The organism is Sinorhizobium sp. M4_45, from assembly GCF_002885915.1.
In the GTDB taxonomy this organism is placed as follows: domain Bacteria; phylum Pseudomonadota; class Alphaproteobacteria; order Rhizobiales; family Rhizobiaceae; genus Sinorhizobium; species Sinorhizobium meliloti_A.
Window position 1 is genome coordinate 69,373 of sequence record NZ_NWVE01000004.1, and the last position, 12,810, is coordinate 82,182.

Annotated in this window: 11 protein-coding genes; 6 read left to right on the top strand and 5 right to left on the bottom strand. The window is 63.4% G+C overall.

Going from position 1 to position 12,810, the window contains the following annotated elements:
* The first annotated feature begins 62 nt into the window (after positions 1–62).
* The 3 genes from CN933_RS13310 to CN933_RS13320 all read left to right on the top strand — a co-directional run bounded on the left by CN933_RS13310 (position 63) and on the right by CN933_RS13320 (position 2,750).
* The gene (locus CN933_RS13310) at positions 63–1,454 is read left to right on the top strand and encodes a leucyl aminopeptidase (protein WP_018093781.1); all 1,392 of its coding nucleotides are present in this window, start codon (positions 63–65) and stop codon (positions 1,452–1,454) included.
* Positions 1,455–1,542: 88 nt separating this feature from the next.
* Positions 1,543–1,887, top strand: a complete 345-nt coding sequence (locus CN933_RS13315; RefSeq protein ID WP_018093782.1) for a MarR family transcriptional regulator — start codon at positions 1,543–1,545, stop codon at positions 1,885–1,887.
* A gap of 8 nt (positions 1,888–1,895) precedes the next feature.
* On the top strand, positions 1,896–2,750 hold the full coding sequence (locus CN933_RS13320) for a C40 family peptidase (RefSeq protein ID WP_018093783.1): 855 nt from the start codon (positions 1,896–1,898) through the stop codon (positions 2,748–2,750).
* Positions 2,751–2,988: 238 nt separating this feature from the next.
* On the opposite strand, the gene CN933_RS13325 is transcribed toward CN933_RS13320, so the two are convergent.
* The 5 genes from CN933_RS13325 to CN933_RS13345 all read right to left on the bottom strand — a co-directional run bounded on the left by CN933_RS13325 (position 2,989) and on the right by CN933_RS13345 (position 9,851).
* Positions 2,989–3,948: a 2-hydroxyacid dehydrogenase gene (locus tag CN933_RS13325; protein WP_018093784.1), complete on the bottom strand. Its 960-nt coding sequence runs from the start codon at positions 3,946–3,948 to the stop codon at positions 2,989–2,991.
* A 10-nt stretch (positions 3,949–3,958) separates the two neighbouring features.
* Positions 3,959–5,587, bottom strand: coding sequence for an ABC transporter ATP-binding protein (locus CN933_RS13330; protein WP_026168492.1), 1,629 nt, complete (start codon positions 5,585–5,587; stop codon positions 3,959–3,961).
* An 8-nt stretch (positions 5,588–5,595) separates the two neighbouring features.
* Positions 5,596–6,729 carry an ABC transporter permease gene (locus CN933_RS13335; protein WP_018093786.1) on the bottom strand — a complete coding sequence of 378 codons (1,134 nt, stop codon included), beginning with the start codon at positions 6,727–6,729 and terminating at the stop codon, positions 5,596–5,598.
* Positions 6,729–7,811, bottom strand: coding sequence for a microcin C ABC transporter permease YejB (locus CN933_RS13340; RefSeq protein WP_018093787.1), 1,083 nt, complete (start codon positions 7,809–7,811; stop codon positions 6,729–6,731). The genes CN933_RS13335 and CN933_RS13340 overlap by 1 nt, the downstream gene beginning before the upstream one ends.
* A gap of 180 nt (positions 7,812–7,991) precedes the next feature.
* Positions 7,992–9,851 (bottom strand): extracellular solute-binding protein, encoded by a 1,860-nt coding sequence (locus CN933_RS13345; RefSeq protein ID WP_018093788.1) that lies wholly within the window; start codon positions 9,849–9,851, stop codon positions 7,992–7,994.
* Positions 9,852–10,143: 292 nt separating this feature from the next.
* Between CN933_RS13345 and mepA the strand changes: the two genes are divergently transcribed.
* From mepA to CN933_RS13360, 3 genes are all read left to right on the top strand, one after another.
* Positions 10,144–11,211: a penicillin-insensitive murein endopeptidase gene (gene mepA, locus CN933_RS13350; RefSeq protein ID WP_018093789.1), complete on the top strand. Its 1,068-nt coding sequence runs from the start codon at positions 10,144–10,146 to the stop codon at positions 11,209–11,211.
* Between the two features lie 112 nt (positions 11,212–11,323).
* Positions 11,324–11,704 (top strand): methylglyoxal synthase, encoded by a 381-nt coding sequence (locus tag CN933_RS13355; protein WP_018093790.1) that lies wholly within the window; start codon positions 11,324–11,326, stop codon positions 11,702–11,704.
* A 46-nt stretch (positions 11,705–11,750) separates the two neighbouring features.
* Positions 11,751–12,770, top strand: a complete 1,020-nt coding sequence (locus tag CN933_RS13360; protein ID WP_102761771.1) for a glucokinase — start codon at positions 11,751–11,753, stop codon at positions 12,768–12,770.
* The last annotated feature ends 40 nt before the right edge of the window (positions 12,771–12,810 follow it).

Consider the following 12,810-nt stretch of genomic DNA (forward strand, 5'->3'; position numbering starts at 1 on the left):
AATCTGTTAACCCTAACGGAGCGTTAATCGCACCTGTTCGCATCCGCCAGTCGAGGATTCCAATGGCTCCCTATCAGTTCATCGAGCGGCCATCGCCGTTCAACACCAGCAACGGCAAGACGCTGCCGATCTTTGCGGTGACGCCCGCGCATATCGAGACGGGGAGCATCGATCCGATCGCGCTCGATTGGGCGAAGAAAGCCGGCTTCAAGGCGGAATCCGGCGCGGTGCTGCTCATCCCCTCGGCCGATGGTCATCTCGGAGGCGCGCTGTTCGGGCTCGGCGCCAACCCGTCCGACACGCCCTTCCTGACCGGCAAGCTCGCCCGGGCGCTCCCGGCCGGCAAATGGCACATCGAAACAGCGCCGCTCACCGCCAATCGGCTGGCTCTCGGCTACGGCCTCGGGTCCTACCGCTTCGAGCGCTACAAACCCTCGAAGACGGACGCGCCGACGCTGCTCATTCCGGCCGATTCGGATGCGACCGATATCAAGCGGCAGCTCGCCGGCGTGTTCCTGGCGCGCGACTTGATCAACACGCCGACCAACGATATGGGACCGCAAGCGCTGGAAGCCGCATTCCGGGCGCTGGCCGCCCATTACAAGGCCGACGTATCGGTGATTTCCGGCGAAGCCCTGCTGACCGAGAACTTCCCGCTCGTCCACACCGTCGGCCGCGCCAGCGCCGAAGCGCCGCGGCTGCTTGAAATGCGCTGGGGCAGGAAGGGCCACCGGCAGGTGACGCTCGTCGGCAAGGGCGTCTGCTTCGACACCGGCGGGCTGGACATCAAACCGGCGTCCTCGATGCTGCTCATGAAGAAGGACATGGGCGGCGCTGCGAACGTCATGGGCCTTGCGCTGATGATCATGGATGCAAAGCTCAAGGTGGATCTGCGCGTGATCATTCCCGTGGTCGAGAATTCGATCTCGGCGAATGCTTTCCGTCCCGGCGACATCTACAAGAGCCGCAAGGGCCTGACCGTGCAGATCGACAACACCGACGCGGAGGGACGGCTGATCCTCGCCGATGCTCTCGCCTATGCGGACGAGGAGAAGACGGACCTCGTCATCGACGTGGCGACCCTGACGGGCGCCGCCCGCGTGGCGCTGGGGCCGGACCTGCCGCCTTTCTTCACCGACGACGATGACCTCGCCCATGATCTTGCCGAAGCGAGCCTGGCCGTGGACGATCCGGTCTGGCGGATGCCGCTCTACAGGGGCTATGACAAGGATGTTTCCGCCCGCATCGCCGATCTCACCAACGCCCCCTCGGGCGGCATGGCCGGTTCGATCACGGCGGCGCTGTTCCTCAAGCGTTTCGTGACGAACGCGAAAAGCTGGGTCCATTTCGACATCTTCGGCTGGGCCCAGTCCGAGCGCCCGCATTCGCCCATCGGCGGTGAAGCTCAGGCGATCCGGGCGCTTTACCATCACATCGGCAGGATAGCGGGGTAGCCGTTCGCGCAATCGAGCCGCAAAAGAAACGCTTGCGTAACGATCGCCGGCTATGCTCCCGGACACGTGATCCACGCAGGAGTTTCCTTTGCCGGTCGAACTTACCCCTTCTCAGGCGCTGGGGCTCTGGCATGCCGTGTCGCTCGAACAGGTGCGCGTCGACAGCCGCGATCTGACCTTGCGCCAGATGGCGATCCTGTTACAGATTTACCTGGTGCCGCCGCCCCATACGGTGCGCGGCCTCGCCGCGGCGCTCGGGGTGACGAAGCCGGTGATCACGCGCGCGCTCGACACCATGGGTGCGCTCGGCCTCGTCGACCGGATCCGCGACGAGCGCGACAGGCGCAACGTCATCATCAAGCGCACCGTCGAGGGCGCGCTTTATCTTGAAAAGTTCGGCGATCTGATCATCGATCAGGGCCGGAAAATGTGAGCTTATCCATGTCCGAGGTCCTCGACCGCCGCCTGAATGCCTATCGCGAGGATCTCGCGGAGGAACGCCTGCGCGGCATGGTCGAGGCAAAGCGCTTCGTGGATGGAACGCCGGCGGCCGTATCCGTGCCGGTGACGCCGCTGCGGGCGAGGCCGGAGGCCGGCTGCGGGACCGATACGGAGCTTCTCTACGGCGAGACGGTGCGCGTGCTCGACGTGGCCGGCGGATGGGCGTGGGTGAAGTCCGATCTCGACGGCTATGTCGGCTACGTACCGGAGGATGTCGTGCAGCCCCCGCAAGCGCCGGCGACGCACCTCGTGGCGGTGCCGAGGACCTTCGTCTATCGCGGCGCGGATCTGCGCTTTCCCCAAGCCTTTGCCCTTTCCATGGGAAGCCGGATCGCCGTCTCCGGTGAGGCCGAGACGCGCGGCACGCGCTATTTTCTGCTGGATGGCGGGCTGGCAATCGTCGCCGATCACTGCATCCCCGCAACCGGCGCGCTTACGGATGATTATGTCGCAATCGCGACCCGCTTTCTCGAAACGCCCTATCTCTGGGGCGGCCGCTCCGGCTTCGGCATAGACTGTTCCGGCCTCGTGCAACTCGCGATGCAGATGGCGGGGCGCAATGCGCCGCGCGATTCCGACATGCAGGCCAGCGGACTCGGCCGCCTCATCGAGCGCGAAGATCTCACGCGCGGCGACCTCGTCTTCTGGAAGGGCCATGTGGCGATCATGGAAGACGAGAAGACCCTGGTGCATGCCAACGGACACACGATGACGGTGGCGCGCGAAGGTCTCGAAGACGCCATCCGGCGTATCGCGTGGCTCTATGCGCAGCCGACGGGATACCGGCGGCCCTGATCCCCGGATTTTGCGGCTTTCTTGAGCCGCGGCCGCCCCTCATCCGCCTGCCGGCACCTTCTCCCCGCATGCGGGGAGAAGGAATCGCGGGTTCGCCTTCGCACCATCTCCACACCCAGGCGCGCCGTGGCGCACGTCCCCTCTCCCCGCATGCGGGGAGAGGGTTAGGGTGAGGGGCGGTCGTCCCCGCGCGCGGGGAGAGGGTTAGGCTGAGCGGCGGTCGCTGCGCGCCGCGCAATCAATAGCCGGCTAGCTTATCCACCACATGCTCCAGAGGCAGCCCGCGCTCGAAGCGCGCGATCTGGTGCTCCACATGCACAAAGAGCGCCCTGACGTCGGACGAAGCGGCGACATGCGGCGTCACATAGACATCCGGCATGTCCCAGAAGCGGCTTTCCGGGGAGAGCGGCTCCTGTTCGAAGACGTCGAGCGATGCGCCTCCGAGAACACCGGAATCGAGGCAGTCCAGAATGTCGGCCTCGACCTGACTGCCGCCACGGCCGGCATTGATGAAAACGGGCGCTCCGAACGGCCCCTTCCGGCTGAGCTTGGCGAAGAGGGCGGCGTTGAAGATACCCTTGGTATCCGGCGTCAGCGGCAGCAGGCCGACGAGAAAATCCGTCCTGCTGAGAAATGCGTCCAGTCCGGCGGCGTCGTAGGTCTCTACACCCTCGACCACCCGTTTGCTTCGCGACCAGCCGATCACCTTGAAGCCCATCACGGCGAGCTTGCGGGCGGAGTCCTTGCCAAGCACGCCCATGCCGATGATACCGACCGTCACGTCGGCTGCTTCCGGCTGGCTGAGGTCACGCCATTCGTGCTTCTTCGCCAGCGCCTCGTAGGCGCGGTGCTGGCGAAGATGCAGGAGGCACTGCATCACCACCCACTCGCTCATCCGCGTCGTCAGCGACCGGTCGACGAAGCGCACCAGCGGCACGTCGGGCAGGCCCGGCAGCGTCAGCACGTGGTCGACGCCGGCGCCGCCGGAAAAGACCACCTTGAGGTCGGGGGCGCGGGAGAAGAGGTCGGGCGCGGATTTCCAGACCACCGCATAGTCGATGCCGGAGAGATCACGCCCCTGATGCGCCGGGTCGGCGAGATCGATCACCTCACGGCCGGGAAAGGCGCCCGCAAGGGCGGCTTCGACCTCCTCGGGGATGAATTTCAGGTCGACGATTACGGGGCTTTTGGCGGACATGGACGCAACTCTACTGATGAATGGCGGCGAGATTGACCGCTTCGAGGTTGAAGGCGGCGGCCATCAGCGCCTTGGTATAGTCTTCCGCCGGTGCCTCGAAGATGCGCTCGGCGGGTCCCTGTTCCACGACCTTGCCGAGCCGCATGACGATCACCTCGTTAGCGAGCGCGCGCACGACCCTGAGGTCATGGCTGATGAAGAGATAGGCGAGATTGTGCTTGCGCTGGAGATCGCGCAGGAGATCGACCACCTGGGCCTGCACGCTCATGTCGAGGGCGGAGGTCGGCTCGTCGAGCATGACGAACTGAGGTTTCAGCACCATCGCCCGGGCGATCGCGATGCGCTGGCGCTGGCCGCCGGAAAATTCGTGCGGATAGCGCCAGCGCGTCGCGGGATCGAGGCCGACCTCTTCCAGTGCTGCGGCGACGCGCTGATCGCGCTCGCCGTCCGTCAGCGCCTTCTCGTGGATCTTCAAACCCTCGCCGATAATATCGGCGATCGACATGCGCGGGCTCAGCGATCCGTAAGGGTCCTGAAACACCACCTGCATCCGGTTTCTGAGCGGCCGCATCTCGCGGAAACTGTAGGCGTCGATGTCTTCCCCGACGAAGGCGATGCGGCCCTTGGACGAGATCAGTCGCGTCAGCGCAAGGCCGAGCGTCGTCTTGCCGGAGCCGGACTCGCCGACCACGCCCAGCGTCTGGCCGGCGCGGAGCGTCAGGTCGATGCCGTCCACCGCCTTGACGTGGTCCACCACCCGGCGCAGGAAGCCGGCCTTGATGGGAAACCAGACTTTCATGTCCTTGGCTTCGATCACGATCGGCCTGGAGGCGTCCGAAGGCGGCGGTTCGCCCCGCGGCTCGGAGGCCAGCAGGTGGCGGGTATAGGCGTGCTGCGGATTGGCGAAGATCTCGGCGGTCGGTCCGGTCTCGACGATCTTGCCCTTGGTCATGACGCAGACCCGATCGGCGATCTTGCGGACGATGCCGAGGTCGTGAGTGATGAACAGCATGGACATGCCGTGCTCGTCCTTGAGCGACTTCAAAAGCTCGAGGATCTGCGCCTGCACCGTGACGTCGAGCGCCGTCGTCGGCTCGTCGGCGATCAAGAGCTCCGGCCGGTTGGCGAGAGCCATGGCTATCATCACGCGCTGACGCTGGCCGCCCGAAAGCTGATGCGGGTAGGCGCCGAGCCGCTTCTCCGCTTCGCGAATGCCGACCTGCTCGAGGAGTTCCAGGGTTCTCGTGCGGGCGGCCGCGCCCTTGAGTTGCTGATGGATTTCCAGGATTTCGCCGATCTGCTGCTCGATCGTGTGCAGCGGATTGAGCGATGTCATCGGCTCCTGGAAGATCATGGTGACGTCGTTGCCGCGGACATGCCTGAGCTCGTCGTCGCTCGCCTTCAGGAGATCCTTCCCGTTGAAGAGGATTTCGCCGCTCGGATGGCTTGCGGCGGGGTAGGGCAGGAGCTTCAGGATCGAGTTGGCGGAGACGGATTTGCCCGAGCCGGACTCTCCGACCAGCGCCACGGTCTCGCCGCGCCTGATGTCGAAGGAGATGCGGTCGACAGCAAGCGAGGTTTCGCCGCCCTGGTGGAAGGCGACGGAGAGGTCGCGCACGGAAAGGAGGGTATCTGTCATCGTCGCGCTCACCGGAACGTCTTTCTCGGGTCGAAGGCGTCGCGCGTCGCCTCGCCGACGAAGATCAAAAGCGACAGCATGATCGACATGGCGAAGAAGGCGGTCAGCCCCAGCCACGGCGCCTGCAGGTTGGACTTGCCCTGCGCGATCATCTCGCCGAGCGACGGGGAACCCGGAGGCATGCCGAAGCCGAGAAAGTCGAGCGAGGTGAGCGTGGTGATCGAGCCCGAAAGAATGAAGGGCAGGAAGGTGAGCGTCGCCACCATCGCGTTCGGCAGCAGGTGACGGTACATGATGGTGCCGTTGCCGACGCCGAGCGCGCGCGCCGCGTTGACATATTCGAAATTGCGGGCGCGCAGGAATTCGGCCCTGACGACGCCGACGAAGCCGACCCAGGAAAAGAGCAGCATGATGCCGAGCAGGATGAAGAAGCCCGGCGGCAGGATGGCGGCGATGATGAGCAGGATGTAGAGCACCGGCATCGACGACCAGATCTCGATGAAGCGCTGCATGAGCAGATCGGTCCAGCCGCCGAAATAGCCCTGCACGGCGCCGGCCGAAACCCCGATCACCGCCGAGGCGATGGTCAGTGCGAGGCCGAATAGGACCGAGATGCGAAAACCGTAGATCATCCGCGCCATCACGTCGCGGGCCTGGTCGTCGGTGCCGAGCCAGTTCAGGTTGCCGGCTATGCATCCGGGGTCGTCGGCCCCTTGCGGATAGGCGGAGCAGCGCTCTTCTTCGCTCATCAGCCAGAAAGGGGGCGTCGGCGCCGAATGGGGGATGCTGGAATTGACCGTCTGGTAGGAATAGCGGATCGGCGGCCAGACCATCCAGCCGTTCGCCTCGATCTCGTCGCGGACGAAGTCGGACCGATAGTCGGTCTCGGCGAGGAAGCCGCCGAATTTCTCTTCCGGATAATCGATCAGCACCGGGACCAGGATCTCGCCCTTGTAGGAGGCGAGGATCGGCTTGTCGTTGGCGATGAATTCCGCGAACAGACTGAGTCCGAAGAGGAGAAGGAAGAGCCACAGAGACCAGTAGCCGCGGCGGTTGGCCTTGAAATTCTGCCAGCGGCGGCGCCCGATCGGCGTGAGCCAGCCCTTTTCCGGCGCGCCGGCATAGGCGGTAGCGGTGCTCATCAGACGTCCCTCCGCTCGAAATCGATGCGCGGGTCGACCCAGGTGTAGATGAGGTCCGAGACGAGGCTGACGACAAGGCCCATCAGCGAGTAGATGAAGAGGGTCGCGAAGACGATGGGATAATCGCGTTTTACGACCGCGTCATAGCCGAGCCGCCCCAGCCCATCGAGCGAGAATATGTATTCGATGAGCAGCGACCCGGTGAAGAAGGCGGAGATGAAGGCGCCGGGAAAGCCCGCAATGATGATCAGCATCGCATTGCGGAACACATGTCCGTAGAGAACGCGCCGCTCGGTCAGGCCCTTGGCCCGCGCCGTCGTCACATATTGCTTCTTGATCTCGTCGATGAAGGAATTCTTGGTGAGCAGCGTCGTGGTCGCGAAGGCGGAGAGCAGAAGCGTGATCAGCGGCAGCGTCATGTGCCAGAAATAATCGAGGATCTTCTCGTACCAGGGAAGCTGGTCGAAATTGTCGGAGACGAGGCCCCGCAGGGGGAACCAGTCGAAGAAGGATCCGCCCGCAAAAAGCACGATCAGGAGAATGCCGAAGAGGAAACTCGGCACCGCATAGCCGACGATGATGACGCCGGAGGTCCAGACGTCGAAGGTGGAACCGTCGGAGACCGCCTTCTTGATGCCGAGCGGGATCGAGATCGCATAGGAGAAGATCAGGATCCAGACCCCGAGCGAGATCGAAACCGGCATCTTCTGGATGATGAGGTCGATGACCGGCGTATTGCGGAAGAAGCTCTCGCCGAAGTCGAAGCGGATATAATCCCACATCATCGTGACGAAGCGCTCGAGTGGCGGCTTGTCGAAGCCGAACTGCTTTTCGAGCTTGGCGATGAAATCGGGATCGAGCCCTTGCGCCCCGCGATACTGCCCGCCGTCGCCGCCGCCGATAGGCATGAGGTCGCCGGCATTGCCGGAAAGCCTGTCGGAGCCGGCCGCGTTGGTGAGGTCGGAGATCACCTGCTCCACCGGCCCGCCCGGCGCAAACTGCACCACGGCGAAGGAGATGGCCATGATGCCGACGATCGTCGGGATCATCAGCAGGAGCCGGCGCAGGATATAGGCACCCATCAGGCGAACCTCTGGATCGACGAATTGCTGGCGAAGCAGACCGGCGCAGCGTCGACTGGAATTGCTCTAATGTGCCTCAAATCCTGCATCTCCCAGCGGCTGCGGCCTCTGCGGAGCCGTTCGTGTTTCGTGATTCGTTTCCCGCATTTGGAATCGAGACAGCTCCTGAGCGCAAGAGCTTCATTTTGTAGCCGCGTTTTTCGACCACCACGAATCCGGGAAATCCATCCCGTAATAGGGAAGCTCCTTCGGGCGTGCCAGGTGGTTCCAGTAGGCAACGCGCAAGGCCTTCGAGTAGAAAAGCGGCACGACGTAGTGATGTGCGAGAAGGACGCGGTCGAGCGCCCGTGTCGTCGCGACCAGTTCCTCGCGGTTCGGCGCGAACACGATTCTCCGGATAAGTTCGTCAATCGCCGGATCAGCGATGCCGGCATAGTTCCTTGATCCCGGCTGGTTGACTGAGGCCGAACCCCAATAGTCGCTCTGTTCGTTGCCGGGCACGAGCGTTTGTGCCCAGATGCCGTAGATCATGTCATAGTCGTAACTTCTGACGCGGTTGGTGTATTGCGAGTCGTCGACGGTGCGGATGCGAGCATCTATCCCGATCTTCCTTACGCTGTTCACGAACGGTGTGACCGTGCGTTCGAAGGAAGGATTGGACAGAAGGATTTCGAAGCTGAACGGCTCGCCGGTCTTCGCGTTCACCAACCGGCTGCCCTTCAGTTCGTAACCCGCCTCCTTGAAGAGTGCGAGCGCCGTGCGCAGATTGTCGCGCACCTTTTGCGGATCGCCGTTGACAGGGTTCTTGTAGGGTGTGGTGAAAACGGCGGCAGGAACCTTGTCTTTCAGTTCTTCAAGGATTTCTTTCTCGCGCCCCTCGGGCAAGCCGGAGGAGGCAAGCTCCGTGCCCCAGAAATAACTGTCGACGCGCTGAAACGCGTTGTGTGCGAGGCTGCGATTCAGATCCTCGAAGTCGAAGGCGTAGTTCAACGCTTCGCGCACCCGCTGGTCCTTGAATTTTTCGCGGCGCATATTGGGTACGAAGGCCTGCATTATGCCGGTAGCGCGCAACGGGTTTTCGATCTCCTCTCGGATCACCCGGCCGTCTTTCATCGCTGGAAAGTCGTAGGCCGTGGCCCAATGGCTTGCGCTGTTGTCCTGATAGAAATCGACATTGCCGGCACGGAAGGCCTCGAACTGCACGCTCCTGTCGCTGAAGAAGGCGTAATTGATGGTGCGGAAATTATATCGGCCGACATTCACGTTGAGATCCTTGCCCCAATAGTCGTCCCGCAATTCAAAGCGGATCGAGCCGCCCGCTTGGAACGAGGCGATCTTGTAGGGGCCGGAGCCCATGACGGGCTCCAGCGTCGTGCGGCTGATATCGCGCTTGCTGCCGTTGGCGTCCTGCCCTTCCCACCAGTGCTTCGGCAGGATCGGAAACTGGCCCAGAATATTCGGCAGTTCGTGGTTATTCTTCTCGTCGAAACGGAAGGTGACGTCGCGGTCGCCTGTCTTTTCCGCCGAAATTACGTGGCGGTAGTAGTTGGAAAAAAGCGGATTGTGCTCTTTCACCATGTTGAAGGAGAAGACGACATCCTCCGGGGTCACCGGTTTGCCGTCTGCCCACTTGGCCTCTGCCCGCAGGCGAAAAGTGGCGGAGGAAATATCGGCGGGATATGAGATGGCCTCTGCGAGCAGGCCGTAGGATGTGGTGATCTCGTCCTCGGCGGATTTCAGGAGCGTTTCGAAGACCAGCGAAGTAAGGCCGGTCGCCACCTCGCCCTTGGCGAGGATCGGGTTGAACGAGTCGAACGTCCCGCTCACCGAGAGCCGCAGCCCTCCGCCCTTTGGAGCGTCCGGATTGACGTAATCGAAGCGCTGGAAGCCGTCCTTGTATTTGGGCTCTCCGACCGACGACGTGGCGTGGCGCCAGACGGGCTGTTCCTCGGCGTTGGACGCAGGAGGAACGAGGAGAAGCGCTGCTGTCAGAAGCGAGGCCGCGAGGCCAGGCTTCACGGTCCTGCAGAAGTTTGGCATCCGGCCGGTACCCCTTTTTGTTTCAATGTTCTTTTTTAACGAACATAGGCGAAATCAGGGCAATTGACAGAACCTGCCCAAAATCAGGCGAAATTCTTCGGTCACATCCCGGTGAGTCGCAAGGCTGCTGCAACCGCGGCGAATCAGGATAGGAGAGGGCGGCGGACCGAGAGCGCCGCGCGTCCTGCCAGACGCGCAAAGGTCGCTGCAACGCTTCAGGCTGGCGCATGTTTTTGTCCTTTGATCGGGACGAGCAAGAAAACATGCGGCACGCAAGATCATGGGGAATGGAATGAGATTTGATGCGCGGGCTGCGCTTCGGCGCTGCGGTTCGACCGTCCTGGCTCTGATCATGGGGGTGAGCCTCGTCTCCGCCGAGGCGGCTGCAAACGACGCTCCCCCGGCCAAGGAACTCTTCGGCGCCAAGGACCTGCCGATGCAGGCGGCGCCGGCTTCGTTCGGCTTCTACTCCAAGGGGTGCCTTGCCGGCGGGGTCGCCATCCCCACCGACGGCCCGACTTGGCAGGCGATGCGCCTGTCGCGAAACCGCCGCTGGGGGCATCCCGCGATGATCGCTCTGATCGAGCGCTTCTCCCACGATGCCGTCGAGAAGATCGGCTGGCCCGGCCTTCTGCTCGGCGATATCTCGCAGCCGCGCGGCGGGCCGATGCTTTCGGGTCACGCTTCGCATCAGATCGGGCTGGATGCGGATATCTGGCTGACACCGATGCCGCAGCGGACGCTGAGCTACCAGGAGCGCGAGACGATTTCCGCGACGTCCATGCTCGACAAGAGCAAGTTTCTGACGGTCGATCCCTCCATCTGGACACCCTCTCACGCCCGGCTGATCATGATGGCGGCGAGCTATCCGCAGGTCGAGCGGGTCTTCGTCAACCCGGCCATCAAGAAAAAGCTATGTGAAACCTGGAAGGGCGACCGCTCGGCGCTCGGCAAGGTCCGGCCGATCTACGGCCACGACTATCATTTCCACATCCGGATCAAATGCCCTGAAGGCTCCAAGGGCTGCAAGGACCAGGCCGTGGTTCCGGCGGGTGACGGCTGCGACAAGTCGCTCGCCTGGTGGTTCACGGACGAGCCCTGGGCAAAGCCGACCCAAAAGCCCACCGCGAAGCCGCAGAAGCCGAAATTCGCGACTCTTGCCGATCTGCCGAAGGCCTGCGCCGTCGTGCTGAACGGTCCGGCACCCGCTTCCGAACAGGAGGCGACCTACGGCACCGCCTATCGCGCTCCTGCCGCCACTCCGGCTGCCGCGACCAGCATAGAGGCCGTAATCAGCGCGGCAGGCGAAGGGCTGCCCGCGAACATTCCCGTACCCCTGCCCCGGCCGGGCCTGCAGTAGCGCCATTGCAATTTGCCGATGCTCATGTATAGGCGTTCAATCGATTTAAATCGGTTCGCATGAGTGCGCCTGCTGCATCTGTGCGCCATGAACCTTGCCGGGGGGCTCTCGCATGGCAGATCGGAAATGTCTCGCCCTGATCGCCCATGATCAGAAGAAGGATGACCTCGCGTCTTTTGCCAAGGCGAACGAGGCGGTCCTCTCCAAGTGGAAGATCGTCGCCACGGGGACGACCGGCGGACGTGTCCTCGACGTGTGTCCGGCGCTCGACATCGTCCGGCTGAAGAGCGGCCCCCTCGGCGGCGACCAGCAGATCGGCGCGCTGATCGCCACGGGAGACGTGGACTGCCTGATCTTCTTCGTCGATCCGTTGACGGCCATGCCGCACGACGTCGACGTCAAGGCACTGATGCGGCTCGCGATCGTCTATGACATCCCTATGGCGCTCAACCGCGCGACTGCCGAGCAGTTGATCGACTTCAGGCGCAACTGATACATAAACCCCGACATTCACGCCGCGATCAGGACGGACCTCTGCCATGGCCAATGCGAGTGAACACAGCTTTCCCTTCCCGATCCTGATCGGCGACATCGGCGGCACCAATGCCCGGTTCGCATTGCTCATCGACGCCTACGGCGAACCGAAGCAGCTTGCCCCGATCAGAACGGGCGATTTCGCCACGATCGAGGAGGCGATGCAGAAAAGCATCCTCGACAAGACCTCCGTCCAGCCGCGCTCGGCGATCCTCGCCGTAGCCGGGCCGATCAAGGGCGACGAGATACCGCTGACGAATGCCGGCTGGGTGATTCGCCCGAAGGACATGCTGGCCAGCCTCGGGCTGGAGGACGTGCTGGTCATCAACGACTTCGAGGCCCAGGCGCTCGCCATTGCCGCGCCGGCGGATCAGGATGTCGTTCAGATTGGCGGCGGCACCGTCCGGCCCTTCCATTCGCGCGTCGTGCTCGGCCCGGGAACCGGTCTGGGCGTCGCTGGACTGGTCTATGCGCAGCACACCTGGATACCCGTGCCCGGCGAGGGCGGTCATGTCGATATTGGCCCCCGAACGGAGCGCGACTTCCGGATCTGGCCCTTCCTCGAACCGATCGAGGGACGTATGGCCGGCGAGCAGATCCTGTGCGGCCGCGGCATCATGAATCTCTATCGCGCGGTCTGCGCGGCCAATGGCGAGGAAGCGGTTCTCGCGGATCAGGCGGCAGTGACGACGAGCGCCCTGTCCGGCGCCCATGCGGCGGCGGTCGAAACCGTGTCGCTCTTTGCCACCTATCTCGGGCGCGTTGCCGGCGACATGGCGCTGATCTTCATGGCGCGCGGCGGGGTGTTCCTTGCCGGCGGCATTTCGCAGAAGATACTGCCGGCACTGACGAAGCCTGAATTTCGCGCCGCCTTCGAGGACAAGGCGCCGCATTCGGCGTTGATGCGGACGATTCCGACCTTCGCCGTCATTCATCCCATGGCGGCGCTCTCCGGCCTCGCGGCCTTTGCCCGCACGCCGAGGGACTTCGGTGTTGCAATGGAGGGACGCCGCTGGAGAAGGTGACGCTGCGGCCGGCGCAGAGACTCGCCAAAACGGCAGCAAA